A 25,945-nucleotide genomic window follows, 5' to 3' on the forward strand; every position below is an offset into this window, starting at 1 on the left:
CCGGCTTTGCGGATATGTCTTCACCCATCCTGAAACTAATCGCCCAGCGCATCGCGCTGGGCATCCTCCTTTTGTTGGCCATTTCGGTCCTGATCTTTGCCGGCACGCAAATCCTGCCCGGCGACGTCGCGCAAGCCATTCTGGGACAATCGGCGACACCGGAATCGCTCGCCAATCTGCGCGAGCAGCTTGGACTGAACGACCCCGCCTATATCAGGTACTTCCATTGGCTCGGCGGCGTCTTGACCGGGGACCTCGGCACGGCGATGTCGAGCGGGCAGGATATCGCAACCTCAATCAAGGGCCGGCTGTGGAACACGCTGTTCCTCGCCTTCTGGGCGGCGATCGTGGCCGTGCCGCTGGCAATCATCCTTGGGCTGATCGCGGTGCGCTATCGCAATGGCTGGGTCGACAAGCTGATCTCCGGACTGGCGCTTGCCTCGACCTCGTTCCCGGAATTCTTCATCGGCTATCTCCTGGTCTATTTTTTCGCGGTGAAATGGCAGATCTTTCCCGCCATCTCGACTGTCTATGACGGCATGCCTTTCGGCGAACGCATGCAGGCCATCGCGCTGCCGGCCACGGCGCTGACGCTGGTAGTGCTCGCGCACATGATGCGCATGACGCGTGCGGCGATCCTCAACGTCATGCAGTCGGCTTATGTCGAAACGGCGGAACTCAAAGGGCTTTCAGCCTTCTCCGTCATCCGCAGGCACGCCTTCCCGAATGCCATCGCGCCGATCATCAATGTCGTCATGCTGAACCTCGCCTATCTCATCGTCGGCGTCGTCGTGGTCGAGGTGATCTTCGTCTATCCCGGCATGGGACAGTATCTGGTCGACCACGTCACCAAGCGCGACGTGCCGGTGGTGCAGGCGGTCGGCCTGATCTTCGCCGCCGTCTACATCAGCCTCAACATCATCGCGGACATTGCGGCGATCGTCGCCAATCCGCGTCTCAGACATCCAAAGTGAGGGGGCGGGCATGCTCGATATAAAACGCATCCCCATCCCCGCTCTGATCGGCCTGGTGCTGACAGCCCTGTTCGTGCTCGCGGCGATCCTCGCGCCGTGGATTTCGCCCCACGACAATGCCGAGATCGTCGGCGACGTCTGGGAACCGATGTCGGCGGCGCATTGGCTTGGCACCGACAATCTCGGCCGCGATCTCTTGTCGCGCATGATCTACGGCGCCCGGATCACCCTGTTCATCGCCGTGCTGGCCACCGCGCTGTCGTTCTCGCTCGGCGCCATACTGGGTTTTTCGGCGGCTGTGTTCGGCGGCTGGTTCGACACGATCCTGTCCCGCCTCGTCGATCTCCTGATGTCGATCCCGACACTGATCATGGCCCTGGTCGTGCTCTCCGTGCTGCCGACCAACCTGGTGACGCTGATCCTGGTGATGGGCATTCTCGATTCGACGCGCGTCTATCGCCTGGCGCGCGCAGTCGCCGTCGACATCAACGTCATGGACTATGTCGAAGCGGCCAAGCTGCGCGGCGAAGGCAGCGCCTGGATCATCTTCCGCGAGATCCTGCCCAACGCGCTGTCGCCGCTGGTCTCCGAGCTCGGCCTGCGCTTTATCTACGCGGTGCTGTTCCTGTCGACGCTGTCCTTTCTCGGTCTCGGCGTGCAACCGCCAGACGCCGACTGGGGCGGCATGGTCAAGGAGAACAAGGACGGCATCGTCTTCGGCATCGCCGCCGCGCTCATTCCCGCGGCCGCGATCGCGGCCCTGGCGATCTCGGTCAACCTAGTGGCCGACTGGGTACTGAACCGCACGACAAGCCTGAAGGGAGGACGCGGCTGATGGCTGACGGCAAGGCAAAGTCCACTCCCCTGCTCGACATCCGCAATTTGCGCATCGAGGCGACGGTCTATCCGCCTGGTGAGGCGCCGAAGACCATCACGCTGGTCCACGACGTGTCGCTGACGCTGGAGAAGGGCAAGGTGCTGGGCCTGATCGGCGAATCCGGCGCCGGCAAGTCGACGATCGGCCTGTCGTCGATGGGCTATGGCCGCGGCGGCGTGCGCATCACCGGCGGCGAAGTCATTCTCAACGGCCGTGACATCCTGAAGGGCGGCAAGGACGAATTCCGCAAGCTGCGCGGCCGCGAGGTCTGCTATGTCGCGCAATCGGCGGCAGCCGCCTTCAATCCGGCGCACAGGCTGATGGACCAGGTTGTGGAAGCCACGCTGCTGCATGGCACGGCAACGCGCGCGGACGCCGAGAAGCGGGCCGTCGCGCTGTTCAAGAAGCTCAGCCTGCCCAATCCGGAAACCATTGGCGAACGCTTTCCGCACCAGGTGTCGGGCGGCCAGCTGCAGCGCGTCATGACGGCGATGGCGCTGTGCTCCGAACCCGACCTGATCGTCTTCGACGAGCCGACCACAGCGCTCGACGTGACGACGCAGATCGACGTGCTGTCGGCGATCAAGGACGCCATCCGCGACACGCATGTGGCGGCGCTCTACATCACCCATGACCTTGCCGTCGTCGCCCAGGTCTCCGACGAGATCATGGTGCTGCGCCACGGCCGGCTGGTCGAATGGGGAGGCACCCGCCAGATCATCAAGGAGCCTCGCCAGGAATACACCAACGCGCTGGTCTCGGTGCACGAGATAGAGCATGCCGAACAGAATCCGGGCGCGACACCGTTCCTGTCGGTCAAGAACGTCACCGCCGCCTATGGCGGCGGCCAGGTCAAAGTGCTCAAGAACGTTTCGGTCGACATCTATCCGGGCCAGACGCTGGCCGTGGTTGGCGAATCCGGTTCCGGTAAATCGACGCTGGCGCGCGCCATCACCGGCCTGTTGCCGCCCGAGCAAGGCAATGTGACCTTCGACGGGCGCCCGCTGGCCAACCGGCTTGCCGACCGGCCGAAGGAGGATCTGCGCCAGTTGCAGATGATTTACCAGATGGCCGACGTGGCGATGAACCCGCGCCAGACCGTCGGCACCATCATCGGCCGGCCGCTCGAATTCTATTTCGGCATCCGCGGCAGGGAACGCGACCGGCGTGTGGCCGAGCTGCTCGACGAGATCGAGATGGGCAAGGGCTTCGTCGACCGCTATCCGGCCGAGCTTTCGGGGGGCCAGAAGCAGCGCGTCTGCATCGCCCGCTCGCTCGCCGCCAAGCCGAAGCTGATCATCTGCGACGAGGTGACATCGGCTCTCGACCCGTTGGTGGCCAACGGCATCCTCAAGCTGCTGCTCAACCTGCAGCAGCACGAAAAGGTCGCCTACCTGTTCATCACCCACGATCTGGCGACGGTGAAGTCGATCGCCGATTCGATCGCGGTGATGTATCGCGGCGAAGTGGTGCGCTACGGCTCCAAGAGCAAGGTGCTCACACCGCCCTTCGACGCCTATACCGACCTGTTGTTGTCGTCCGTTCCGGAGATGGAGATCGGCTGGTTGGAAAAGGCGATCAAGGGGCGGCGCATGGCCAGCGCGGGGAACTAATCAGCCAGCTGCCGCCAGCCGGGGAGATGGCGGCCGTCATCCGCATGCAGCACTAGGGCGCCACACGTCCTCCGGACGGGCGCCACTGGTGTGACGTTATTTTCAACAAGGGGCAGGACATGAAGACTGAACTCGACCATCTCGCTGATCTCGCTGGCCAGGGCCGGATATCGCGTCGCGACTTTCTTGGCCGCACAGCGGCACTTGGCGTGTCCGCCGCGCTGGCAACGACGCTGGCCGGGAAAGCCTTCGCGCAGAGCCCGGTCAAGGGCGGCATCCTCAAGGCCGGCCTGCAAGGCGGTGAACGACCAACAGCCTCGACCCGGCGCTGAACCTCAGCCAGGTCACTTTCAGCTTCGGCAAGCAGTGGGGCGAGTATCTTGTCCGTCTCACCCCCGACAACAAGCTGGTGAACCTGATCGCCGAGGATATCGGCGCCTCCAAGGATGCCAAGACATGGACGATCAAGATTCGCGACGGCATCGAATTCCATAACGGCAAGACGGTTGGCGCCGAGGACGTCGCCGCCACCATCGAGCGCCATGCCGACGAGAAATCGAAGTCGGGCGCGCTCGGCATTCTCAAGAACATCAAGGGCGTCAAGGCGAGCGGCAAGGAAGTTATCTTCACGCTCGGCGACGCCGATGCCGACTTCCCATATCTGATGGCCGACTACCACCTCGTCATCCAGCCGAATGGCGGCAAGGACAACCCGAATGCCGGCATCAGCGCCGGGCCTTACAAGGTGACCGTCAACCAGCCGGGCGTTCGCCATGGCGGCGAGCGCTTCGCCAATTACTGGCAGGGCGACAAGGCCGGCCATGCCGACCAGGTCGAGATCGTCGTCATCAATGACGCGACGGCCCGTCTGGCCGCGCTGCAGGGCGGCCAGGTCCACATGATCAACCGCGTTGAGCCAAAGGTCGTCGACCTGGTCAAGCGCATTCCCGGCGTCAGCATCGAGAATGCGTCCGGCAAGGGCTATTATCCGTTCAACATGTTCTGTGACACGGCGCCCTTCGACAGCAACGATCTCCGGATGGCGCTGAAGCTCGCCATGGATCGTGACGAGATGCTGGAGAAGATCCTCCGCGGCTATGGTTCGGTCGGCAACGACTTCCCGATCAATGAGGCCTATCCCCTGTTTACCGCCATCGAACAGCGCAAGTTCGACCCGGAAAAGGCGGCTGCGCTCTACAAGAAGTCCGGCCACAGCGGTTCGATCCTGCTGCGTACCTCCGATGTCGCCTTCCCTGGTGCCGTCGATGCGGCCCAGCTCTACCAGCAGAGCGCCGCCAAGGCCGGCATCAAGATTGAGATCAAGCGCGAGCCGGGCGACGGCTACTGGTCGGAAGTCTGGAACAAGCAGCCCTTCTCGCTCTCCTATTGGGGCGGACGCGCCACGCAGGACCAGATGTACTCCACCGGCTATGTCTCGACCGCCGACTGGAACGACACACGCTTCAAGCGGCCGGAGTTCGACAAGATGCTGTTTGCGGCGCGCGGCGAGCTCGACCAGGACAAGCGCAAGGCGATCTACCACGACATGGCGGTGCTGATGCGCGACGAAGGCGGCCTGATCGTGCCGTTCTTCAACCAGTTCATCGACGCCGCCGCCACCAACAAGATCGGCGGCTTCGCCAAGAGCCCGATCGGCGAAATGATGGATGGTTACGCGCTCGCCGAGTGCTGGCTGAACGCCTGACATCCCTCTCATAGTGAAAAGCGCCGCGTGTCCTGACGACACGCGGCGCACTCGTTTCAACAAACAATCGCATGGAGCAGCCCGTGGCGATCCGATCCAAGCTTCTGCTGATCATCCTCGACGGCGTTCCCTACCGGAACTGGCGCCGGCTGATGGGCAATCTCGAAGGCTGGGTGCAGTCGGGCGAGGCGCGGGTGTGGAAGATGCGCTCGGTGCTGCCGTCGACCTCGGCCTGCTGCTATGCCTCGATCCACACCGGCGTGTCGCCGCAGGTGCACGGCATCCTGTCCAACGAGAAACGGTTTCGCGTCGGGCAGCCCGACATCTTCTCGGAAGTCAGCAAGGCCGGCGGCAAGACAGGTGCGGTCACCCATTCCTACTGGTCCGAATTCTTCCGCTCCTACCCGTTCGACCTCGTCGAGGACATGGAGTATGATGAGCCTGGTGGGCCGATCACGCATGGCCGCTTCCACACCATGACCGGCTACAATCTCAAGAACCAGATGACGCCGAGCGATGTCGACCTGTTCGCGACGCTTACCATGCTCACCCGGCGCCATGGCATCGACTACGGCATCCTGCACACCTGCACGCTGGACTCGATGGGCCACCGTTTCGGCCATGACTGCCACGAGATGGACTATGCCTGCTACGCCATGGACGGCATGCTGGCGGCCTTCCTGCCGGGCTGGATCGAGGCCGGCTACGAGGTCATGGTCACCGCCGACCACGGCCAGACCGACCGTGGCCACCATGGCGGCCATGACGACGAGATGCAGGATTTCGCGCTCTATTATTTCGGCGCCGGCAAGGGACCGCAGGCCGACACGCTGCTCGACCAGCTGCAGCTTGCACCGACCGTGCTGAAGCGGCTGGGCGTGGCAATACCCGAGACGATGAAGGCCAAGCCGTTTTTGGATTAGTGCGGCGATCTTCCCTTCTCCCCTTGTGGGAGAAGGTGGATCGGCGCGGAGCGCCGAGACGGATGAGGGGTGTTCCAGGAAACACCAACGCCTCACTCCGCTGGAACACCCCTCATCCGTCGCCTTCGGCGACACCTTCTCCCACAAGGGGAGAAGGAAAAATGCGCGGCTCTGGCAAGACAAACTTTCTTCGGATAGCCTCCGAAAATTCCTTGGCGGAGGATGAACCTTTTTGGACCGATCGGCGACAGAGCAGACAGGGGCCAGGCGGCTCAACCGGCCATGACGGCGGCGGCGGAGACCGATCGCGCGCTTGTCGACCGGGTCGCGAAGGGCGACCGGGCTGCCGTGCGGCTCCTGTTCATGCGTCACCACGCGCGGATCTACCGCTTCGTGGCGCGCCAGACGGGATCGGAATTGATGGCTGACGATATCGCGAACGAGGTGTTCCTCGAACTGTGGCGCCAGGCGCCGGGCTTCGAAGGGCGCTCCGAAGTCTCGACATGGCTGCTCGGCATCGCCCGCTTCAAGGCGCTCTCGCTGCTGCGCAAGAAGAAGGAAGACTGGATCGACGACGAGGCCGCCGCCGCGGTGCCCGACAGCGCCGATACGCCCGAGGTCGTCACCATGAAGGAGGACAAGGCGGCCGCCTTGCGCCGCCTCATCGACGCCCTGCCCGAGGAGCACCGCACGGTGATCGACCTCGCCTATTATCAAGGGCAATCGGTGACCGAGATCGCGCAGGTGCTCGACATCCCGGTCGCGACCGTCAAGACCCGGATGTTCTATGCCCGCAAGAAACTCGGCGAAGCCCTGAAGGCCGCCGGTTACGACAGGGGGTGGCCATGAGCGCCGCTGAAAAGATGTCGCGCCGCGACGAAATGGAAACGTTGCTGCCGTTCTACCTGAACGGTTCGCTCGAAGGTTCGGATCTGGAAGCCATCGAAGAATGGCTGGCCAACGATCCCGCGGCACTTGCCGCGCTTGGCGAGGCGGAAGCCGAGTTCTCCGGCACGGCCGCGGCCAACGAGGCGATCCGTCCACCGGCCGATGCGCTCAGCCGCTTCGCCAAGGCGCTGGACGCGGAGGCAGGGCCGACTCGGGCGCCGGCAAGCGCGTCCTGGCTGGCGCGGGCCTGGGACCGCTTCATGGCGGTGCCGGCTGGCGTCGCCTGGGCGACGGCCGCGGTCCTGCTGGCCTTGATCGCGGTGCAATCGCTGGTGCAGCCAGGCGGCAAGGGCGGCAATTTCGAGATCGCCGGCACTGAAGACGATCTGGCGAAGATGCCGTTCGCCCTGGTCAAGTTCAAGCCGGACGCCAGGATGGCCGATATTGCCGTCTTCCTCGACACCAACAAGCTCAAGATCATCGGTGGTCCGACCGCCGACGGCGTCTTCAGGCTCGCCATTCCGGCGACGACCGCCGCCGACTACGAGAAGGCGCGCGGCCTTATTGCAGCCCAGCCTTTCGCGGAGACCGTGATCGAGGGAAGGAAGCCCGTTGATGGCGGCTAAGGCGGTCATTCGATTTGCGGCAATGCGAGAGCGGTTCACCGTTTCGCGAAAACGATCGACTGCTCCATCTTCTTGTTTTGATGCAATTCCCAAGGGAAAGCGCTTTGCGCTTTTCCCGAGAAAACCGCTACGCACTTTTCTTGGAATTGCTTTGGCGGCGATGGCAATCGTCACCGTGCCTGCGTCGGCGCAGACCAACGCCACCAATCCGGACCGGGCGAAAATCGATTGTAGCGACGAGGCCAATGTGACGGCAGCCGACTGCGTCAAGGACGGCGGCGCCAAGGGCGGGTCGGGTGCGGCAGAGGCCGGCGCCGTTTTTCTGCCCGCCCTGATCGTCGACCTCTTCCCCAACCCGGCCGCTCCCCCGGCACCGGTGCCGACACCACGGCCGGAGCCCGCGGCACCAGTTGCAGGCAACCAGGCCGGCCCGCCGTCGGGCGGAGCGATCGTCTCGCCGACCGATCTCATCGCCGTTCAGCCGCCGCGCGCCGTGACCGGCGAATTCGTGCCCGACGAGGTGCTGGTGACCGTCGATGGCGATGCCGGCGCGGTGCAGCAGATCGCCGCCTCCTTCGGCCTCGAAGTGCGCTCGCAGCGCCAGTCCCGGCTGCTTGGCACGACTTTGGTGCGCTTCGGCATTCCCGACGGCCGCCCGGTCGGCGTCGTGCTGGCGCAGCTTGCCGCCGACGTCCGCACGCAGCGCCGCGAGCCCAACCATATCTATTCGCTGCAGCAAGCGGCCGGCATCGTCAACTATGCCTTCGACCGCATCGCGCTCGACGCCAAACAGGCCAGTGGCGAAAACGTCCGTGTCGCCGTCATCGATACCGGCATCGACGACACCAATCCGGCTCTGGCAGGCGTCATCGCCGTGCAGTTCGATGCGATGCCCGGCGTGCCGATCGAAAAGCGCGATCACGGCACCTCGGTCGACGGGCTGATTGCCGGCGTCGGCGCGCTGGAAGGCATGGCGCCGGGCGCCAGGATCTACCACGCACGCGCCTTCGAGGGCGGCAAGTCGACCATGGACGTCATCCTGTCGGCGCTCGACTGGGCGGCGGACCAGAATGTCAGCATCATCAATATGAGCTTCGTCGGCCCGAAGAACGACCTGCTCGGTACTGCCTGCCGCAATGCCCGCGCGCTCGGCATGGTGCTGGTCGCGGCGGCCGGCAACAACGGGCCGAAGGCGCCCTATGGCTACCCGGCCGCCTTTGACGGCGTCATTGCGGTGACGGCCACGGACGCCAAGGACGGATTGATGCCGCAGGCCAATCGCGGCGCCTATGTCTTCATCTCGGCGCCGGGGGTCGAGATGGTGGCGCCGAGCGGGGCCGGCTCGGACGTCGTCACGGGCACCTCGTTTGCCGCGGCAATCGTCAGCGGCGCCATCGCCAACCTCATCCATGCCGCCCCCGAACGCTCGGCCGACGACATCGAGAAGGCACTGGCCGCCACCGCCAGGGATCTTGGCCCGAAGGGCCGCGACAATGATTTCGGCTTTGGGCTGTTGGACATCAAGGCCGCACAGACGGCGAAGGAGTAGCCCGTGACGGCTCAGGCCGCGCGTTGCCCGGGACGGACCAAGAACCAGAACGCGGCGATGTGCGTGATCATCAGCAGCGGCACATAGATGATCGGGATCGCATAGGTGGCGCCGAATTGTTCCGCGTGTGCGGGAAGGCCGAGCTGCGTGGCATGATAATAGTCGACTAGCAGATCGACCATCCCGAAAAGGTTGAAGGCGACGACGAACGGCCAGAAGAGCCGAGGTATCCGCACCGTGAGCAATGCCAGCATGGCCAGCACCCCTGTTGCGAAGTCGCCGTAGGCGGCGAATGCGGCGAAGCCGGCAGGCAAGTTGGAACCCACGACGCCCGGGAGGATGAAGACGAGGCCGAAGAAGCGGAAGCTGTGCAGGGTGGCGATGGCGCGTTGTGCTGCGACCGGGTCCATTTGCCGGAGCCAGGGCCAGATATACGCGCCGAAGCAAAGCAGCCATGCGACATAGCCCAGAACGAGATGGGTTTGAAATAGGACTTCCGTGGACATCTGAGGTCTTCCCGACAGCCGGTTCACACTGCTTCGAACACCGCGGTCAGGATGCCGAGCCGGCCCTGCATGAGATTTCGACCTAGGTTGGTCGTAAGCTCGGCGAAGTCCGGCCCCATCACCACGCCGAGATTTGGCGAAGGCGGCGGCCCCGATGCGCGCAGTTGCGCGAACCAGGCTCTGGCGGCCTCAGTGTCGTCTTGCCATGCGAGCATGCGGAAGCCGGCCGCTTCGATCGCCGCGCGCGTCGCGTCGGCTGTCAGGAGGAAGCTCGTCGCCGGCATTCGTGCCCAGGGGAGCGGATAGTGCGGTTCACCCTTGCCCAATGCGACGTCGAAGGTGGCAAACCGGCCGCCTGACTTCAATACGCGCCTGGTCTCGTGATAGAGCCGCGCCCGGTTGGAGATGTTCATCGCCACATGCTGCAGCAACACGATGTCGAAACGGCCGTCGTCGAACGGAAGCTCCAGGCCATTGGCAGTCTGGAACGACAGCTGCCCGCTCTGTCCCGTGCGTTCGGTCAGATAGCGTGCGGCTTCCACGAAAGGCTCGCTGAGGTCCACGCCAGTAACCCGGCAGCCATAGGTCGCAGCCAGAAAGCGCGCCGGCCCGCCGATGCCCGAGCCGACGTCCAGGACCGACATATCGGCGGCGACCCCCGCCAATTGGGCAAGCTCGGCGGTGGCAGCAAGCCCACGCGTGTGAAACTGGTCGAGGGTACCCAATTGCTGTGGCGTGAGAAGCTGGTCCGCCGGACCAAGGGCGGCCAGTACGGTCTTCAGCCGCTCAGTCAGGCCGGTCGCGCGATAATGGTCGCGCACCCTATCGAGTTCATTGGTCATTGAAAGATGTCTCCGTGCTTCGACCTGCTACCTAAGCCCGCTTCCATAATTCGACTATCCCCTGTAATCACAACGACCTATGAAGCAGAACTACACAGTTCGTCATGGTGCGCTGGAAGGCGTCGAGGCGTTCCTGGCTGTCGCCAGGCACCGCAACTTCCGCCGCGCCGCCGCGGATCTCGGCGTGACGCCGTCCGCCGTGAGCCAGGCGGTGCGGGCACTGGAAGCGCGCTTGGGCACCGCGCTGTTCGTCCGCACGACGCGCAGCGTCGGCTTGACCGAGCCCGGTCAGCGGTTTCTTGACCGCGCCGGCCCTGCCTTCGAAGAACTCGTCTCGGCCGGCGAAGCCGCCCGAGATGTCGGCCAGCGGCCAACCGGACTGCTACGCCTGTCCGTGCCCCGGGCCGTCGTGCCGCTGATCCTGGAGCCGATGATCGCGTCGTTCTGCCGAGCCTATCCCGAGATCGAGCTGGAGATCGCCGCGAGCGACGAGATGGTCGATCTCGCGAACGGCGGGTTCGACGCCGGCATCCGCCTCGGCCAATTCGTCGCGCCTGACATGGTCGCGGTGCGGCTGACGCCGCCGTTCAGCTTCGTCGTCGTCGGCAGCCCGGACTATTTTGAGCACAATGGCTATCCCGCGCATGTCGAGGATCTCCGCCACCACGCCTGCTTGCGCTTGCGCCGCTCGAACGGCGCCATCGCGCCCTGGTCCTTCGTCGACGGCAACGAAACGATCGAGGCGATCGTCTCGGGCCCGCTGATCGCGCATGACTATCCGACGTTGCTGGGGGCCGCGATGCAAGGCGTTGGATTGGCGCAAACGCCTCGACCCATTGCCGAGGGTCCGATTGCCCAGGGAAAACTAAAGCCCGTTCTAGAGGGCCTCTCGGCGACGACGCCGGGTGTCTTCCTCTATCATCCCGGCAAGCGCCAGGTCCTGCCGAAGCTGCGCGCCTTCATCGATCATCTCAAATCCGCGGGCTAGGCAGGCGCGCCAGCCACGGACCCCCGCACCACCAGGTCGACCGGCCAGACCTCGCCGCGGGCGCCCTCCTCCAGCCCCGATATGCGTGCCGCCAGCCGCTCGGCAATGCGTGCGCCGGCCAGCCGGATCGACGAGCGCGTCGTGGACAGCGGCACGGAAAAATTCTCCGGCTTCAGCCAGGGAAAGACGTCGTCATGGGCAATCAGCGAGACGTCGCCGGGAATGCTGAGCCCGAGATCACGCACCGCGCGCACGACGCCGAGCGCCATGATCAGGCTGGAGCAGGCGATTGCCGTCGGCGCGCCGTCCTGTTCGAGCAGGCGCCGGGTAGCGCGATAGCCATTCTCCTCGGTCATGACGACGGAGCAGACATGGCGATCGCCCAATGTCAGGCCGCTCGCGGCCAGCGCCCGGCGCAGGCCGCGCTCGCGGTGAATGGCGAAGGTTTCCCTGTCATCGCCGTTGATCAGCGCCAGCCGCCGATGGCCGAGCTGGACGAGCAGCCGGGCCGCCTCGTGGAAAGCGCCTTCATTGTCGATGTCGAGATAGGGATAGTCGAAATCGAAACCCTCGCTGCGGCCATGGACGATGAAAGGAATGCCGAGCGTGTTGACCAGCGCCACGCGCCGGTCGGCGGGCCTGGGCGAAGAGATGTAGACGGCGTCGACCTGCCGGTTGGCGACGATACGCCGGTAGGTCGTCTCCTGATCGTCGGCATCAGCCGGCGACAACACGAGGTCGAGTTCGTGCGAGCGGGCATAGTCGCCCAGGCCGGACAGAAATTCGACGAAGTGCGGGTCGATGTCGACGGCCGCACCCGTCGGCAGCACATAGCCGATCATTCCGGACTTGCCCGTGGCCAGCCGGCGCGCGCTCGGATTGGGGCGATAGCCGTGGCGCTTGGCGGCGTCCTTGACGCGCCTGCGGGTTTCCTCGTTGACTTCGGGGTAGCCGTTCAGCGCCCGGCTAACCGTGGTCTGCGAAAGCGCCAGCATATGGGCAAGTTGCTTGAGGTTCACGAGAGGCCTCCCTGCCTCAAAGCGCTTTTAGATTGAATCGACCCAACCACCGTCCGCGACGCGGCCATATCGCAGAGACCATAAGCGTGCCGGGGTTGGGTTTGAAACAAGAATTGCTGTTGCATTGCCAAAAAAGTATGTTGCGACGCACTTTTTCGAGCCCTGGCTGCAGGCAATTAAATCGATTAGTCCGCAGGCCCTCTTGACTCCTGATCGATTCAATGGCGAGATCGGCGAAGCCAAAGCGCTTTGGAAGACTCTTCGAAAGGTTGCGGTTCCCTTGCGACTGAGTCACAGTCCTGCGGCGTCGGCGGGCGGAATGGAGGTTCCGTCCGGTGAGTGTGTGACCCACTGGGAGGAATACCGATGAAGAAAATGCTTTTGCTGGGTGTTGCGTCTGCCGCATTCGCCCTGAGCGCGCCCGCGCATGCCGAACTGAAGTTCAAGCCGGGCGAGGACAAGCGCTTCAACTGGGCGAATTACGAAGATCTCAAGAAAGTCGACCTTAAGGGCGAGACTCTGTCGATCTTCGGACCGTGGCGTGGCGAGGACGAGACGCTTGTGCGGTCGGTACTCGATTATTTCTCCGAAGCCACCGGCGCGGAGGTCAAATATTCCTCGTCCGAGAATTACGAGCAGCAGATCGTCATCGACACCCAGGCCGGCAGCCCGCCCAACATCGCCGTGCTGCCTCAGCCGGGCCTCATCCAGGACCTTGCTTCCAAGGGCGTCCTGACCCCGCTGGGCGACGACGTCGCGGCCTGGGTCAAGGAGAATTACGCCGCCGGCGACTCCTGGGCCAAGCTCGGCACCTACAGTGGCAAGGACGGCAAGCCGGGCTTCTATGCCTTTCCCTACAAGATCGACGTGAAGGGGCTGGTCTGGTACTCGCCCGACAATTTCGAGGAAGCCGGCTACAAGGTGCCGAAGACGCAGGAAGAACTGGCGGAGCTCGAAAAGAAGATCATCGCCGATGGCGGCAAGCCGTGGTGCATCGGGCTTGGTTCGGGCGGCGCGACGGGCTGGCCGGCGACCGACTGGGTCGAGGACATCATGCTGCGCACGCAGCCGCCCGAAGTCTACGACAAGTGGGTGAAGAACGAGATCCCGTTCACCGATCCGGCGGTGGTCAACGCCATCGACATCTTCGGCAAGATCGCCACCGACGACAAGATGGTGGACGGCGGCGCCAAGGCAGTCGCGGCGACCGACTTCCGCGACAGCCCGAAGGGCCTCTTCACCGTGCCGCCGAAGTGCTACATGCACCATCAGGCATCGTTCATCCCCTCCTTCTTCCCGGAGGGCGTGAAGCTCGGCCAGGATGCGGACTTCTTCCCCTACCCGCCTTACGCCTCCAAGCCGGAACTGGGAACCCCGCTGGAAGTGGCCGGGACGCTGGTGATGATCACCAAGGATTCCAAGGCGTCGCGCGAATTCATCAAATTCCTGCAGATGCCGCTCGCGCATGAATTGTGGATGGCGCAGAAGAGCTTCGTCACCCCCTTCAAGGGAGCCAACAAGGACGCCTATGGCAGCGATGCGCTGAAGAAGCAGGGCGAGATCCTGGTCGGCGCCACGACGGTGCGCTTCGACGGCTCTGACCTGATGCCCGGCAAGGTCGGTGCCGGCTCGTTCTGGACCGGCATGATCGACCTGGTCGGCGGCAAGTCCGCCCAGGACGTCGCCACCGACATCCAGAAGAGCTGGGACGCTATCAAATAGCGGGGCGACCTAACACCTTCCAATCCTCCTGCTGGATCCGGGCCACGGCCCGGATCCGACCGGCGGTGCTCGCCGGAAGCCTTCACGTTTCGATTGTTCCGAATAACTGAAAGTCGGTGCATCCGATCGCCAGCATCGCTGGCCGGTCATGCGCAGGGAGAGGGACCCATGGCGACTCAGATTTTCTCGGCAATATTCGTCATCATCATCGGCGTCGGCGGCTGCGTCGCCTATTTCTGGGGCGCCAACAAACTGCTCGATTTGATCTTCCCCTCGCGCGGGGTGTCCGGGACGGCCGCCGTCAACAATCTGCGCCGGCAGGGATTGGTGCGGCCCTGGCTGTTCGTGGGTCCGGCGCTGATCATCCTGACCATCTACCTGATCTATCCGGTGATCGCGACGCTGTGGCTGTCTTTCTTCGACCGCGGCGGCACGAGTTTCGTCGGGTTCGCCAACTACGAATGGGCGCTGCGCGATCCGGATCTGCGAAACGCGATCATGAACAACATCCTGTGGCTGGCGGTGGTGCCGGCGGCCTGCACCTTCCTCGGCCTGATCATCGCCGTGCTTACCGACAAGATATGGTGGGGCACGATCGCCAAGAGCCTGATCTTCCTGCCGCTGGCCATCTCCTTCGTCGGCGCCAGCGTGATCTGGAAGTTCATCTACGAATATCGTGGCGACGGCCAGATCCAGATCGGCCTGCTCAACGCCATCATCCAGCATTTCGGCGGCCAGCCGCAGGTCTGGATATCGCTGCCGTTCTGGAACAACTTCTTCCTGATGATCATCCTGATCTGGATCCAGACCGGTTTCGCCATGGTCATCCTGTCCTCGGCGCTGCGCGGCATCCCCGAAGAAACGCTGGAAGCCGCCGTCATAGACGGCGCCAACCCGTTCCAGATCTTCTGGAAGATCATGGTGCCGCAGATCTGGGGCACCATCGCGGTGGTGTGGACCACCATCACCATCCTGGTGCTGAAGGTGTTCGACATCGTCTTGACCATGACCAACGGCCAATGGAACAGCCAGGTGCTGGCCAATCTGATGTTCGACTGGATGTTCCGCGGCGGCGGCGACTTCGGCCGCGGCGCGACCATTGCCATCATCATCATGATCGCGGTCATTCCGATCATGATCTGGAACATCCGCCAGGCCAACAAAGAGACGGGAGGGCACTGATATGGCCGTGGCGACCGGAAATTCCTTCGCAAGCCGTTTCGGCGTCCATATCGCGGTGCTCGTCTTCGTGGCGATCTGGACCATCCCCACGCTCGGCATCCTCGTCTCGTCGCTGCGCGACAAGGACCAGATCGTCGCCTCGGGCTGGTGGAATTCGTTCGCCAGTTCCAGCCAGACCGAGGCCGGGCGCCTGCCGGCCGCCTCGGCGCAGACCCAGAAGGACGGCAAGTTCGTCCTCGAGGGCAACATTTTCGGCGACGGCGTCAAGCGCAACATCAGCGCCTTCGGCGTCAAGGCAGCAGCACCTACACAATATCCGGCCGGCACATCAGCCGACCTCGGTGACGGCGTGACCCTGCAGGTCAATGCCGACGGCAGCTTCGTCATGGCATCGCCCAAGGCCTTCGAAGGCGATCGCGGCCAGCGCGTCTACTACGCCTCGTCGGCGCCGCCGAAATTCACCACCGACAACTACCAGACCGTGCTGTTCTCCGAAGGCATCGGCCGCTCCTTCATGAATTCGCTGACGGTCACCATCCCGGCGACCGTGATCCCGATCCTGATCGCGGCCTTTGCCGCCTACGCGCTGGCCTGGATGCGGTTTCCCGGACGCGCCTTGCTGATAGCGGTCATCATCGGCCTCCTGGTGGTGCCGCTGCAGATGTCGCTGATCCCGCTGCTCAGGCTCTACAACGGCGTCGGCACTTTCTTCGGCGTGCCGTCCAAGACCTATCTCGGCATCTGGCTGGCGCATACCGGCTTCGGCCTGCCCTTCGCCATCTACCTGTTGCGCAGCTATATCGCCGGCCTGCCGCGCGAGATCATGGAATCGGCCCGCATCGACGGCGCCAGCGATTTCGAGATCTTCGTCAAGATCGTGCTGCCGCTGTCCTTCCCGGTGCTTGCCTCCTTCGCGATCTTCCAATTCCTGTGGGTATGGAACGATCTGCTGGTGGCAATGGTTTTCCTCGGAACGGCGCCCGATCAGATCGTGCTGACGGCCAAGCTCAATGCGCTGCTCGGCTCGCGCGGCGGCAACTGGGAGATCCTGACGACATCGGCCTTCATCACCATCATCGTGCCGCTGATCGTCTTCTTCTCGCTGCAGCGCTATTTCGTCCGCGGGCTGCTGGCCGGCTCGGTGAAAGGAGGTTGAGACCATGCAATCGGCTTTGAAGGCGACTTCGAAACCAGACCCCGCCATCGACCGCGACTGGTGGCGGGGCGCGGTGATCTATCAGATCTATCCACGCAGCTTTCAGGACTCCAATGGCGACGGCATTGGCGACCTCAAAGGCATCATCGGCAGGCTGCCCTACATTGCCGCCCTTGGCGCGGATGCCATCTGGATCTCGCCTTTCTTCAAATCGCCGATGAAGGATTTCGGCTACGACGTCTCGGATTATTGCGACGTCGACCCGATGTTCGGCACGCTGGCGGATTTCGACGCACTGACGGCGGAGGCGCACCGGCTGGGCCTCAAGGTGATGATCGACGAGGTGCTGTCGCATACCGCCGACATCCATCCCTGGTTCAAGGAAAGCCGCTCGAGCCGCGTCAATCCGAAGGCCGACTGGTATGTCTGGGCGGACGCAAGGCCCGACGGCACGCCGCCCAACAACTGGCTGTCGATCTTCGGCGGCTCGGCCTGGCAATGGGACACCAGCCGCCAGCAATACTACCTGCACAATTTCCTGGCCGAGCAGCCCGACCTCAACTTCCACAACGCGGAAGTCCAGGACGCGCTGCTCGACGTCACCCGCTTCTGGCTGGAGCGCGGCGTCGACGGCTTCCGCCTCGACACCATCAATTTCTACTTCCACAGCCAGGGGCTGGAAAACAACCCGCCGCTGCCACCGGAAGAGCGCAACGACCAGACCGCGCCGGCGGTCAATCCCTACAACTACCAGGATCATATCTACGACAAGAGCCGGCCGGAGAACCTCGCCTTCCTCGAGCGTTTCCGGGCGCTGCTCGACGAGTATCCGGCGACCGCCGCGGTCGGCGAAGTCGGCGATTCGCAGCGCGGGCTGGACGTGGTCGCCGCCTATACAGCGGGCGGCAAGCGCGTGCATATGTGCTATTCCTTCGACTTCCTGGCGCCGGAAAAGATCAGCGCAGCCAAGGTCCGCTCGGTGCTGGAAGCTTTTGGCGAGGTGGCCAGCGACGGCTGGTCGTGCTGGGCGTTTTCCAACCATGACGTGATGCGCCCGGCCTCGCGCTGGGCCGCCGGCGAAACCGACCCGACCGCTTATCTCAAGGTTATCTCGGCATTGCTGATGTCGCTGCGCGGCTCGGTCTGCATCTACCAAGGCGAAGAACTCGGGCTCGGCGAGGCCGACCTGCGCTTCGAGGACCTGCAGGACCCCTACGGCATCCGCTTCTGGCCGGAATTCAAGGGCCGCGACGGCTGCCGCACACCCATGGTGTGGGACGGCAATGCCAGCAATGGCGGCTTCTCCCAGGCAAAGCCCTGGCTGCCGGTGCCGGCCAAGCACCTGTCACAGGCGGTCAACGTGCAGCAAGGTGACGAAACCTCGCTGCTTGAGCATTACCGGCGCTTTCTCGCCTTCCGCCGCGCCCATCCGGCATTGGCCAAGGGCGACATCAGCTTCATCGAAAGCCAGGGCGACACCGTCGCCTTCACCCGCCGGGCGGGCAATGAGGAGATCGTCTGCGTCTTCAATCTGGGCGCTGCGCCAGCGAAGGTTGACCTCGGCAACCGAACCCTGCAACCTTTGGCGGGACACGGATTTTCCGGGCAGGCAAGCACCGGTACGGTCGAACTCGGCGGTTACGGCGTCTGGTTCGGGCGCATAGGCTGAACATCTGAGGAACCACTGGGAGGAAATCAATGGCCGATGTCAATTTGAGACAAGTGAAGAAGTCCTACGGCAATCTCAACATTCTCCACGGCATCGACCTCGACATCAAATCGGGCGAATTCATCGTCTTCGTCGGCCCGTCGGGCTGCGGCAAGTCGACCTTGCTGCGCTCGATCGCCGGGCTTGAGGAAATCACCTCGGGCGAACTCAAGATCGACGGCCAGGTGGTCAACGACGTGCCGCCATCGAAGCGCGGCATCGCCATGGTGTTCCAGTCCTACGCGCTCTATCCGCACATGACAGTCTACGACAACATGGCCTTCTCGATGAAGATCGGCAAGGAAAGCAAAGCCGAGATCGACAAACGGGTGCGGCAGGCCGCCGAAATCCTGCAGCTGACCAAATATCTCGACCGCCTGCCCAAGGCGATGTCGGGCGGCCAGCGTCAGCGTGTCGCCATCGGCCGCGCCATCGTGCGCAATCCAAAAGTGTTCCTGTTCGACGAACCGCTGTCGAACCTTGACGCGGCACTGCGCGTCGCCACGCGTATCGAGATCGCCAAGCTCAAGGAATCGATGCCCAACACGACCATGATCTATGTCACCCACGACCAGGTCGAGGCGATGACGCTGGCCGACCGCATCGTGGTGCTGAAGGATGGCCACATCGAGCAGGTCGGCACGCCCATGGAGCTCTACAAGAACCCCGGCAACCTATTCGTCGCCCAGTTCATCGGCTCGCCGGCCATGAACATCCTGCCGGCCACGGTCGACAAGACGGGCAACCCGACCATCATCAGCCATGTCGGCGGCCGCAAGGCGACGGTGCCGATCGCGACGCCTCCCTCGGCAAAGGGAGCGGCGGTCAGCTTCGGCGTGCGGCCGGAAGATCTCGCGATCGCCAGTGGTGCGGACTATCTGTTCGAGGGGACGGTCGATTATGTCGAGCAACTCGGCGAGGTTCAGTTGGTCTATATCGACATCGGCCGTGCCGACCTGCCGCTGGTGACCAAGCTGCCGGGCAATGTCGAGGTCAAGCGCGGCTCGACGCTGCAGTTGACCGCCAATGCCGGCGACCTTCATATCTTCGATGCGGATGGACGGTCGTTCGCGCTGCACGAAGCGGAAGCAAAAGCCGCCTGAGGCCAGCCATGTCTCGACAACAAAAAAAGAGAGCAGCGGGCAGGCCCGCCGCTCTCTTTTTATACATCACGACGGCTGGTTAGTTGTTGCCGAAGAGATTGCGGTCTGCGCCGTGAGGGGCGGACTTCTGCACGTCGCCGGACGAGTTGAGCAGCTTGTAGATGGGTGAGTCGCTGTTGCGGACCGAACCCGTATGCGACGTATCGACATTGACGGTCGACGATGCAGTGGGCTGATTGGCGCCATTGGAGCCATAGTTGTCACTGCCGGCGAAAGCGCTGCCGGAGAGGGCCAGAACGGCGGCGGCAGCAATGAGGATCTTGTTCATTTCCAATACTCCTGATGTCTTGAATTCCACGAGCGGCGGGCAAGCCGCCACTCGCAACAGGCGTCAACGGCCGAAGAGGTTGCGATCGCTACCCGGCCGGGCAGGCGCCTCGGTGGCCGGAGCCGACTTGCCGATCGACGCGGTGTTCGCGTTGTCGGTCGACGTGACAGCCGCCTGGTTGGCACCGCTCGAACCGTAGTTGTCGCTGCCGGCAAAGGCGCTGCCGGAGAGGGCCAGGACGGCGGCGGCGGCAATGAGGATCTTGTTCATTTTAGGTACTCCTGAATTTGTGGCATCCACCCCGCGCGGCAGGGTCGCCCCGCCGCAGGCCGGGGATCGGCTGTTAGTTGTTGCCGAAGAGATTGTGGTCGGCGCCCTGGGCAGGCGTCTGAGCAGCCGGCTCCGACTTGCTGGTCGAAGCGGTGTACGAGCTGTCGACAGTGGCAGCGGGGGTGGCGGCGTTCGAACCGTAATGGTCGCTACCAGCGAAGGCGCTGCCGGAAATGGCCAGAAGGGCGGCGGCAGTGAGAACAATCTTTTTCATTTTGGGTACTCCAGTATTTTTCCGTCCGTCTAGCGGCGTGTCTTGGGATTAAAATCGCGTCGTTCGGACCGCCCCGATGTGGGAGAGCACCTCTGCTGTTTCCAATCACGAAGTTGTTCAGCGTGGACCATGACTCTACCACTTGAAATTGTACCAGCGATTTCCACATCGGTTATTTTCTGTCGTTATATCAACCAGTTAGCTAAAAATGACACCCCGATCACCAACTGTATCGGAGGCTCGGCGTTCACACCGTCCTGCACGCACCGTCAACAGAAACGAACCGTTCGGTTCGATTTTAGAATCTGCTAATAGTCACTTTTTGAAACTGTTAACCCTTTTGCCCCCGGCAAAGGGGGCGAAAACGGCGCCTGCGCGCCAGGCGACAGAATGCGATTCCAACGCCTACGACCCTGTCATGACGATCCAGCATGCGTGTCGCGCCGCATGGATGCGATGTCGCTTTCGTGCCGATGTCGCAAAGCCTGTCGTGATTAGATCAGGCATCTCAGGTGCCGCTGCGTGACGACGGAGCGGAGAATTGGGAAGCCGGTCAGATTCCGGCGCTGCCCCCGCAACGGTGGTGGAGTTCAAGTCGCAACGGGAGACCACTGGGCGAAAGCCTGGGAAGGTGTCGCGATGGTCCGCAAGGACGACTCCAGAGCCCGGAAACCAGCCCGAGATCGCTAGAACTCGACTGATCGCGGTGGGCGGTCAAGAGGCGGATGGTGTTTGTCCGGCTTTGCGCCGATCTGCGTCCAGTCCTTCCTCAATCACCACCAGTTCAGTCCTTGAAAATGAGGACAGGACATGGACGCGCGCAACGACATGCTGAGGCTCTTGAACAGCCGCAGACAAGGCTTTTCGCTGGAACAGCCTTTTTACACCGACCCGGACTACTTCAAGCTCGACATGGAGCTGATCTGGTATCGCGACTGGCTGTTCATCGGCCATGATTGCGAATTGCCCAAGCCGGGCAGCTTCATCACCGTGCAGGTCGGCGACTATCCTATCGTGCTGGTGCGCGATCAGCAGGGCAAGATCAACGCCTTCCACAATTCCTGCCGCCATCGTGGCAGCCGCGTCTGCAACAGCGACAAGGGCATGGCCGCCAAACTGGTCTGTCCCTATCACCAGTGGACCTATGAGCTGGACGGGCGTCTGCTGTTCGCCCGCCAGATGGCCGAGGGGTTCGACAAGAGCCAGTTCGGGCTGAAGCCGGTCGCCTGCGAAAGCGTCGCCGGCTATGTCTTCATCTGCCTAGCCAAGGAGCCGGCCGACTTCGCGCCGATGCGGGCAATGATCGAGCCCTATCTCAAGCCGCACCGGCTGAGCGAGGCCAAGATCGCCTTCGAGAGCACGATCATCGAGAAGGGCAATTGGAAGCTGGTTTGGGAAAACAACCGCGAATGCTATCATTGCGCGGGCAATCATCCCGAACTGTGCAGGACCTTCCCGGAAGCACCGACCGTGACCGGCGTGCAAGGCGCCGACAGCGATCCGGAGATGCTGGCGCACTGGGCGAAGTGCGAAGCTGTTGGCCTGCCCAGCAAATTCCGCATCGACCCGGCCGGGCAATACCGCGCCACCCGCGCGCCGCTGCTGCGCGATGCCCAGAGCTACACGATGACCGGCAAGCGGGCGGTGAGGAAGGACCTGTCCGACAGCGTTTCGGCCGACCGCATCGGCACGCTGATGCACTATCACTACCCGACGACCTGGAACCACATCCTCGTTGATCATGCCGTCACCTTCCGCGTGCTGCCGGTCAGCGCAACCGAAACGGCGGTGACGACGAAGTGGTTGGTGCACAAGGACGCCGTCGAGGGTGTCGACTACGATCTCGCCGAACTCACCCATGTCTGGACCGAGACCAACGACCAGGATCGCCGCATCGTCGAGGAGAACGCTTTCGGTATCCTGTCGCCGGCCTATGAACCCGGCCCGTATTCGGAGCTGCATGAAGGCGGCGTCATCCAGTTCGTCGACTGGTATGCCCGCTTCATCGGTCCGCGCCTGGCCGAAGGCGGGCGGCCGGCGCTGCGCAGCGTCGCCTAGCGCATGTCACCCAAAAGTGTGCAGCGGTTTTGGGATCACGACATGCGCAAAATGAAAGGTATGCAGGGATGAATGCGATGACCGACCTTGGCCTCTATCGCCATCTCGACCAGATGGCGCCCTGGAACGACAGACTGCAGGTGCTGGAAGTGACCGGTGTCAGCGATGAGGCGCCCGACGTCAAGACCTTCACCTTCCGGTCCGACAACCAGACCTGGTTCCGCTACAAGCCGGGCCAGTTCGTGACGCTGGAGCTGCCGACGCCAGATGGGCCGCTGATGCGCACCTACACGCTGTCGTCGTCGCCGTCGCGGCCGTTCTCGATCGCGGTGACGGTGAAGGCGCAGGCGGGCAGCATCGGCACACGCTGGATGTTCGATCACCTGGCGCCCGGCTCGCACGTCAAGGCCTATGGACCGGGCGGCGACTTTTCACTGCACAGCCATCCGGCGGCGAAATATCTGTTCGTCTCGGCCGGCTCCGGCGTGACGCCGATGATGTCGATGCTGCGCTGGCTGAACGACTGTGCGCCATGGACCGATGTCGGTTTCGTCAACTGCGCGCGGCGCCCGGAAGAAATCATCTTCCGCAAGGAACTCGAACTGCTCGGGGGCCACATGCCTGGCCTGTCGCTCGGCTTCATGATCGAGGAACGGTCGAGCCGCGAGGGCTGGTACGGCCATATGGGCCGCATCGACGCCATCCGGCTGCCGCTCCTGGCACCCGATTTCCGCGAACGCGAAATCTTCTGCTGTGGGCCCGATCCCTTCATGCGCGCCGTGCGCGGCATGCTCGAAGCCGCCGGCTTCGACATGGCAAAGTACCATCAGGAAAGCTTTGCCGCGCCGACCGTGGACGAAGTCCCGGCACCGTTTGCCGCGCCGGCTGAAGACGGCGCGGCAATTTCCGTCGAAGCCGCGACGCCGATCCGCTTCGCGCTTTCGGATGTCGACGCCGACTGCGTCGCCGGCCAGACCGTGCTGCAGACCGCGCGCGCCTCGGGCGTGCGAATACCGGCGGCCTGCGAATTCGGCCTGTGCGGAACCTGCAAGGTGAAGAAAGTCTCCGGCAGCGTCGAGATGAGCCACAATGGCGGCATCCTCGATCATGAGATCGACGACGGCTTCATCCTGGCCTGTTGTTCCAAGCCATTGTCGGCGCTGGAAATCGAGGCTTGATCCGCCCGTCCTTCGTCTGATCCCGGAAATGTCGGCGCCTTGCCGGCAAAGGTTACCTTGCCAAGGAACGACCGAAAGTCTACAGGCGTTGTCGGTGGAATCGGTCCTGCTGGCGGGCAGGGATGTAAAGCGGGGCAACAATGAAGCATGAATCCCATGCCTATGCGGTTGCGAGCCGGGATATCGTTTTCGAATCCTTCGATGGCGAGGCCGTGGTGCTCAACCTTGCCAATGGCAAATATTTCGGCTTCTCCGATTCCGGCAGCAAGGCGTGGCAGGTGCTTTCGTCCGGAGCGGATGCCCAGGCTCTGATCGGGCTGGCCGCGGGCGGCTCGACAATAAGCCAAGCCGAACTCGAACACTTCATATCGCAGCTGCTCGAACTGGGTTTGCTGGTGCGTTCTGAAGCGACGGCGCAGCCACTGCCGGGCGAATTGCAAGCCGAGCTTGCCGCCACCAGCGAGCCGCTCAATGTCAGCATCCACGACGACCTCGCGGACCTGATCGTCGTTGATCCCATCCATGAGGTCGAGGAACCCCTTGGCTGGCCGGCGGTCAAGCAGGCTTCCTGATCGGCCGGCCGCAGCCGTGATGGAAGGCGCTTGATGCCGCGCGTCACGCTCGAAACCCTGCCGGACTACGCCCGGTATCTCATCGCCGCCGCTGAAGGCGCTGCCTCGCGCTATCCGACCATCCGGCGGGTTCGGCTGCCCGGGCTGGAACTGGCCGTGCATCTGGGTCACGGTGTGCTCGCCGACGCCCTGAGCCATGCATTTGTCGAGGCCGCTCACGATCAGCCGGAACCGTCCACCTGCCGCATCTTCATCGCTCATCCCGGCATCGACGGCATCCCGGAGCCGGCGCGATGGGGCGACGCGCATTTCACCGAGCACGGCTTTGCCAAACGGCTCGCCGAAGCCGGGTTACGCGGCCACTATTTCCACGATCTAGATTTCTGGCAGATCTACGATCCGCAACGTTGCGTTGGCGTACAGCTGATGGCCTCGGCCGATGCCTTTCCGCCTTGGGAGCCGGGGGCACCGCTGCGCGCCTTCCTGCATTGGGAATATGCCGCACGCGGCATGCGGCTGACCCATGCCGGCACGCTCGGCATCGATGGCAAGGGTATCCTCCTTGCCGGCTCGGGTGGAGCCGGGAAATCCGGCACCGTCGCCGCCGGCCTGCTCAACGGACTAGACAGTGTCGGCGACGACTATGTGCTGATCGATCTCGCCGGAGGCGTGACCGCGCGGCCCCTTTTCTCGACCTTGAAGCAGGACGCGCAAGGTTTCACGCGGCTGGGCCTGCAAAAGCGGCTAACGGCGCAAGGCCCGCTGAACTGGCAGGGCAAGCACATGTTTCACGTCGATGACATCGCGCCCAGGCCGGTACCCGCCATGCTGGACATCGTTGCGCTGATGGTGCCACATATTAGCGGTGGCGGAGCAAGTTCGATCATGCCGGTGTCGCGCAGGGATGCCATGATTGCCTTGGCGCCGTCCGGCATCGCACAGATGCCGGGCGAACGCGAAAGCGGCTTTCGCTTCTTCAGCGAATTGACGCGCCGCCTGCCGTGCTTTCGTTTGTCCCTCGGCACCGACCCGGCGGAGATCGCCGGCACGATCGAGGACGTCCTGACACGAGGCGCCCGGTGAAGCTCAGCGTGATCATGCCTGTGTACAATCGCGAGCGCTACGTCGTCCCGGCGCTGCGCTCGTTGATCAGGCAGCGCGCTGACGCCGACTTCGACATCATCGTCATCGACGATGGCTCCACGGACGCCTCGGTGGAGGCAGTACGGTCGACGATGCGCGAGGCGCCCTGCATCCGCCTGTTTCTGCAACCCAATATGGGTGTCGCGAGGGCGCGCAATGCCGGGCTGAGACAGTTGCCGCCGGATGCCGGATTTGTGTCGTTCCTCGATTCCGACGACATCTCGCTTGCCGGGCGCTTCAAGGCGGATCTGGCTTGCTACGAGGCCGACCCGGGCCTTGACCTGACCTACTCCCTGATGACCCTGGCCGAGCAGATAGACGATGACACGATGGAGCCGGTAGCGGGCAGCCGCACTGTAACGCTGCGCGGCATTTCAATGAGCACCGGACTGTTCAGCCGGGCGCTTGTCGATCGCATAGGCTGTTTCGACGAGGAATTCGACCAGTGCGAGGACACTGACTATCTGCTGCGCATCTTCGAAACGGGTCCGAATTACCGTCTTCTGGAGACCGTCGCGATCTACTACAGGCGCCACGCCGGCAATATCACCCGGAAGCGCGAGGGCCGGCTCCGCGACCACATGCGGGCGATCCACAATTCGACCCGGCGACGCAGGGCCGACCCGTCCCTGCGTGAGATTCCCCGCATTTTCGAGCTCAAGAGCACGCCCGACTGGCGGCTGTTTTGATGCGGGATATCTCGCGATCAAAACGGGTGGTGCAGCAGCGGCCGCGAGGCCG

At 63.4% G+C, this 25,945-nt stretch carries 24 protein-coding genes, 1 pseudogene and 1 riboswitch; of the genes and pseudogenes, 19 read left to right on the forward strand and 6 right to left on the reverse strand.

The window, feature by feature from the left end; genetic code table 11:
- Nucleotides 1–14: 14 nt before the first annotated feature.
- From EN808_RS23535 to EN808_RS23575, 8 genes and pseudogenes are all read left to right on the forward strand, one after another.
- The gene (locus EN808_RS23535) at nt 15–974 is read left to right on the forward strand and encodes an ABC transporter permease (protein ID WP_127275729.1); all 960 of its coding nucleotides are present in this window, start codon (nt 15–17) and stop codon (nt 972–974) included.
- Nucleotides 975–984: 10 nt separating this feature from the next.
- A complete protein-coding gene (locus EN808_RS23540; protein WP_127275728.1) occupies nt 985–1,809 on the forward strand; it encodes an ABC transporter permease in 825 nt (274 codons plus the stop codon).
- Nucleotides 1,809–3,464: an ABC transporter ATP-binding protein gene (locus EN808_RS23545; RefSeq protein WP_135862473.1), complete on the forward strand. Its 1,656-nt coding sequence runs from the start codon at nt 1,809–1,811 to the stop codon at nt 3,462–3,464. The genes EN808_RS23540 and EN808_RS23545 overlap by 1 nt, the downstream gene beginning before the upstream one ends.
- A 119-nt stretch (nt 3,465–3,583) precedes the next feature.
- Nucleotides 3,584–5,169, forward strand: a pseudogene (locus EN808_RS23550) (ABC transporter substrate-binding protein).
- An 83-nt stretch (nt 5,170–5,252) separates the two neighbouring features.
- The gene (locus tag EN808_RS23555) at nt 5,253–6,092 is read left to right on the forward strand and encodes an alkaline phosphatase family protein (protein ID WP_127275726.1); all 840 of its coding nucleotides are present in this window, start codon (nt 5,253–5,255) and stop codon (nt 6,090–6,092) included.
- Between the two features lie 282 nt (nt 6,093–6,374).
- Nucleotides 6,375–6,941: a sigma-70 family RNA polymerase sigma factor gene (locus EN808_RS23560; protein WP_135917094.1), complete on the forward strand. Its 567-nt coding sequence runs from the start codon at nt 6,375–6,377 to the stop codon at nt 6,939–6,941.
- Nucleotides 6,938–7,606, forward strand: a complete 669-nt coding sequence (locus EN808_RS23565) for an anti-sigma factor (RefSeq protein ID WP_135917016.1) — start codon at nt 6,938–6,940, stop codon at nt 7,604–7,606. The genes EN808_RS23560 and EN808_RS23565 overlap by 4 nt, the downstream gene beginning before the upstream one ends.
- Before the next feature lie 160 nt (nt 7,607–7,766).
- On the forward strand, nt 7,767–9,155 hold the full coding sequence (locus tag EN808_RS23575; RefSeq protein ID WP_135917018.1) for a S8 family serine peptidase: 1,389 nt from the start codon (nt 7,767–7,769) through the stop codon (nt 9,153–9,155).
- Nucleotides 9,156–9,166: 11 nt separating this feature from the next.
- On the opposite strand, the gene EN808_RS23580 is transcribed toward EN808_RS23575, so the two are convergent.
- Both EN808_RS23580 and EN808_RS23585 read right to left on the reverse strand, forming a co-directional pair.
- Nucleotides 9,167–9,661 carry a hypothetical protein gene (locus tag EN808_RS23580; protein WP_135917019.1) on the reverse strand — a complete coding sequence of 165 codons (495 nt, stop codon included), beginning with the start codon at nt 9,659–9,661 and terminating at the stop codon, nt 9,167–9,169.
- A 23-nt stretch (nt 9,662–9,684) separates the two neighbouring features.
- The gene (locus tag EN808_RS23585; RefSeq protein WP_135917020.1) at nt 9,685–10,503 is read right to left on the reverse strand and encodes a class I SAM-dependent methyltransferase; all 819 of its coding nucleotides are present in this window, start codon (nt 10,501–10,503) and stop codon (nt 9,685–9,687) included.
- A 79-nt stretch (nt 10,504–10,582) separates the two neighbouring features.
- Here EN808_RS23585 and EN808_RS23590 point away from each other — a divergent pair, with 79 nt between their 5' ends.
- Complete coding sequence (locus EN808_RS23590) at nt 10,583–11,491, forward strand: LysR family transcriptional regulator (RefSeq protein ID WP_135917021.1); 909 nt, start codon at nt 10,583–10,585, stop codon at nt 11,489–11,491.
- On the opposite strand, the gene EN808_RS23595 is transcribed toward EN808_RS23590, so the two are convergent.
- Nucleotides 11,488–12,510 (reverse strand): substrate-binding domain-containing protein, encoded by a 1,023-nt coding sequence (locus tag EN808_RS23595; RefSeq protein WP_135917022.1) that lies wholly within the window; start codon nt 12,508–12,510, stop codon nt 11,488–11,490. The two genes, EN808_RS23590 and EN808_RS23595, sit on opposite strands and share 4 nt — an antisense overlap.
- Before the next feature lie 366 nt (nt 12,511–12,876).
- Here EN808_RS23595 and EN808_RS23600 point away from each other — a divergent pair, with 366 nt between their 5' ends.
- From EN808_RS23600 to ugpC, 5 genes are all read left to right on the forward strand, one after another.
- Entirely contained in the window at nt 12,877–14,232 is a 1,356-nt protein-coding gene (locus EN808_RS23600; protein WP_135917023.1) for an ABC transporter substrate-binding protein, read from the forward strand.
- 168 nt (nt 14,233–14,400) lie between these two features.
- A complete protein-coding gene (locus EN808_RS23605; RefSeq protein WP_127275671.1) occupies nt 14,401–15,414 on the forward strand; it encodes a sugar ABC transporter permease in 1,014 nt (337 codons plus the stop codon).
- Between the two features lies 1 nt (nt 15,415).
- The gene (locus EN808_RS23610) at nt 15,416–16,570 is read left to right on the forward strand and encodes a carbohydrate ABC transporter permease (RefSeq protein WP_127275670.1); all 1,155 of its coding nucleotides are present in this window, start codon (nt 15,416–15,418) and stop codon (nt 16,568–16,570) included.
- A gap of 4 nt (nt 16,571–16,574) precedes the next feature.
- A complete protein-coding gene (locus EN808_RS23615; protein WP_135917024.1) occupies nt 16,575–18,239 on the forward strand; it encodes an alpha-glucosidase in 1,665 nt (554 codons plus the stop codon).
- A gap of 29 nt (nt 18,240–18,268) precedes the next feature.
- Nucleotides 18,269–19,381, forward strand: coding sequence for a sn-glycerol-3-phosphate ABC transporter ATP-binding protein UgpC (gene ugpC / locus EN808_RS23620; protein WP_135917025.1), 1,113 nt, complete (start codon nt 18,269–18,271; stop codon nt 19,379–19,381).
- 79 nt (nt 19,382–19,460) lie between these two features.
- On the opposite strand, the gene EN808_RS23625 is transcribed toward ugpC, so the two are convergent.
- The 3 genes from EN808_RS23625 to EN808_RS23635 all read right to left on the reverse strand — a co-directional run bounded on the left by EN808_RS23625 (nt 19,461) and on the right by EN808_RS23635 (nt 20,253).
- The gene (locus EN808_RS23625; RefSeq protein WP_127275667.1) at nt 19,461–19,709 is read right to left on the reverse strand and encodes a DUF680 domain-containing protein; all 249 of its coding nucleotides are present in this window, start codon (nt 19,707–19,709) and stop codon (nt 19,461–19,463) included.
- Between the two features lie 63 nt (nt 19,710–19,772).
- The gene (locus tag EN808_RS23630) at nt 19,773–19,979 is read right to left on the reverse strand and encodes a DUF680 domain-containing protein (RefSeq protein ID WP_127275666.1); all 207 of its coding nucleotides are present in this window, start codon (nt 19,977–19,979) and stop codon (nt 19,773–19,775) included.
- A 73-nt stretch (nt 19,980–20,052) separates the two neighbouring features.
- Nucleotides 20,053–20,253: a DUF680 domain-containing protein gene (locus EN808_RS23635; RefSeq protein ID WP_127275665.1), complete on the reverse strand. Its 201-nt coding sequence runs from the start codon at nt 20,251–20,253 to the stop codon at nt 20,053–20,055.
- Nucleotides 20,254–20,746: 493 nt separating this feature from the next.
- Nucleotides 20,747–20,949: riboswitch (cobalamin riboswitch) on the forward strand.
- A 114-nt stretch (nt 20,950–21,063) separates the two neighbouring features.
- Between EN808_RS23635 and EN808_RS23640 the strand changes: the two genes are divergently transcribed.
- The 5 genes from EN808_RS23640 (at nt 21,064) to EN808_RS23660 (ending at nt 25,893) form a co-directional block, all read left to right on the forward strand.
- Nucleotides 21,064–22,311 carry an aromatic ring-hydroxylating dioxygenase subunit alpha gene (locus EN808_RS23640; RefSeq protein ID WP_135917026.1) on the forward strand — a complete coding sequence of 416 codons (1,248 nt, stop codon included), beginning with the start codon at nt 21,064–21,066 and terminating at the stop codon, nt 22,309–22,311.
- A gap of 77 nt (nt 22,312–22,388) precedes the next feature.
- Nucleotides 22,389–23,489 (forward strand): hybrid-cluster NAD(P)-dependent oxidoreductase, encoded by a 1,101-nt coding sequence (locus tag EN808_RS23645; RefSeq protein ID WP_127275663.1) that lies wholly within the window; start codon nt 22,389–22,391, stop codon nt 23,487–23,489.
- 140 nt (nt 23,490–23,629) lie between these two features.
- Nucleotides 23,630–24,061: a PqqD family protein gene (locus EN808_RS23650; protein ID WP_135882776.1), complete on the forward strand. Its 432-nt coding sequence runs from the start codon at nt 23,630–23,632 to the stop codon at nt 24,059–24,061.
- Between the two features lie 33 nt (nt 24,062–24,094).
- Entirely contained in the window at nt 24,095–25,144 is a 1,050-nt protein-coding gene (locus tag EN808_RS23655; RefSeq protein ID WP_135882775.1) for a serine kinase, read from the forward strand.
- A complete protein-coding gene (locus tag EN808_RS23660) occupies nt 25,141–25,893 on the forward strand; it encodes a glycosyltransferase family A protein (RefSeq protein ID WP_189343549.1) in 753 nt (250 codons plus the stop codon). The genes EN808_RS23655 and EN808_RS23660 overlap by 4 nt, the downstream gene beginning before the upstream one ends.
- The last annotated feature ends 52 nt before the right edge of the window (nt 25,894–25,945 follow it).

The sequence above is a fragment of the Mesorhizobium sp. M8A.F.Ca.ET.165.01.1.1 genome, from assembly GCF_004792065.1.
GTDB lineage: Bacteria > Pseudomonadota > Alphaproteobacteria > Rhizobiales > Rhizobiaceae > Mesorhizobium.

What these genes read in the sequence shown, in the direction of transcription:
- EN808_RS23535 (WP_127275729.1), top strand. Translation starts at nt 15, where the DNA reads ATGTCTTCACCCATCCTGAAACTAATCGCCCAGCGCATCGCGCTGGGC.
- EN808_RS23540 (WP_127275728.1), top strand. Translation starts at nt 985, where the DNA reads ATGCTCGATATAAAACGCATCCCCATCCCCGCTCTGATCGGCCTGGTG.
- EN808_RS23545 (WP_135862473.1), top strand. Translation starts at nt 1,809, where the DNA reads ATGGCTGACGGCAAGGCAAAGTCCACTCCCCTGCTCGACATCCGCAAT.
- EN808_RS23560 (WP_135917094.1), top strand. Translation starts at nt 6,375, where the DNA reads ATGACGGCGGCGGCGGAGACCGATCGCGCGCTTGTCGACCGGGTCGCG.
- EN808_RS23565 (WP_135917016.1), top strand. Translation starts at nt 6,938, where the DNA reads ATGAGCGCCGCTGAAAAGATGTCGCGCCGCGACGAAATGGAAACGTTG.
- EN808_RS23575 (WP_135917018.1), top strand. Translation starts at nt 7,767, where the DNA reads ATGGCAATCGTCACCGTGCCTGCGTCGGCGCAGACCAACGCCACCAAT.
- EN808_RS23580 (WP_135917019.1), bottom strand. Translation starts at nt 9,661, where the DNA reads ATGTCCACGGAAGTCCTATTTCAAACCCATCTCGTTCTGGGCTATGTC.
- EN808_RS23585 (WP_135917020.1), bottom strand. Translation starts at nt 10,503, where the DNA reads ATGACCAATGAACTCGATAGGGTGCGCGACCATTATCGCGCGACCGGC.
- EN808_RS23590 (WP_135917021.1), top strand. Translation starts at nt 10,583, where the DNA reads ATGAAGCAGAACTACACAGTTCGTCATGGTGCGCTGGAAGGCGTCGAG.
- EN808_RS23600 (WP_135917023.1), top strand. Translation starts at nt 12,877, where the DNA reads ATGAAGAAAATGCTTTTGCTGGGTGTTGCGTCTGCCGCATTCGCCCTG.
- EN808_RS23605 (WP_127275671.1), top strand. Translation starts at nt 14,401, where the DNA reads ATGGCGACTCAGATTTTCTCGGCAATATTCGTCATCATCATCGGCGTC.
- EN808_RS23610 (WP_127275670.1), top strand. Translation starts at nt 15,416, where the DNA reads ATGGCCGTGGCGACCGGAAATTCCTTCGCAAGCCGTTTCGGCGTCCAT.
- EN808_RS23615 (WP_135917024.1), top strand. Translation starts at nt 16,575, where the DNA reads ATGCAATCGGCTTTGAAGGCGACTTCGAAACCAGACCCCGCCATCGAC.
- ugpC (WP_135917025.1), top strand. Translation starts at nt 18,269, where the DNA reads ATGGCCGATGTCAATTTGAGACAAGTGAAGAAGTCCTACGGCAATCTC.
- EN808_RS23625 (WP_127275667.1), bottom strand. Translation starts at nt 19,709, where the DNA reads ATGAACAAGATCCTCATTGCTGCCGCCGCCGTTCTGGCCCTCTCCGGC.
- EN808_RS23630 (WP_127275666.1), bottom strand. Translation starts at nt 19,979, where the DNA reads ATGAACAAGATCCTCATTGCCGCCGCCGCCGTCCTGGCCCTCTCCGGC.
- EN808_RS23635 (WP_127275665.1), bottom strand. Translation starts at nt 20,253, where the DNA reads ATGAAAAAGATTGTTCTCACTGCCGCCGCCCTTCTGGCCATTTCCGGC.
- EN808_RS23640 (WP_135917026.1), top strand. Translation starts at nt 21,064, where the DNA reads ATGGACGCGCGCAACGACATGCTGAGGCTCTTGAACAGCCGCAGACAA.
- EN808_RS23645 (WP_127275663.1), top strand. Translation starts at nt 22,389, where the DNA reads ATGACCGACCTTGGCCTCTATCGCCATCTCGACCAGATGGCGCCCTGG.
- EN808_RS23650 (WP_135882776.1), top strand. Translation starts at nt 23,630, where the DNA reads ATGAAGCATGAATCCCATGCCTATGCGGTTGCGAGCCGGGATATCGTT.
- EN808_RS23655 (WP_135882775.1), top strand. Translation starts at nt 24,095, where the DNA reads ATGCCGCGCGTCACGCTCGAAACCCTGCCGGACTACGCCCGGTATCTC.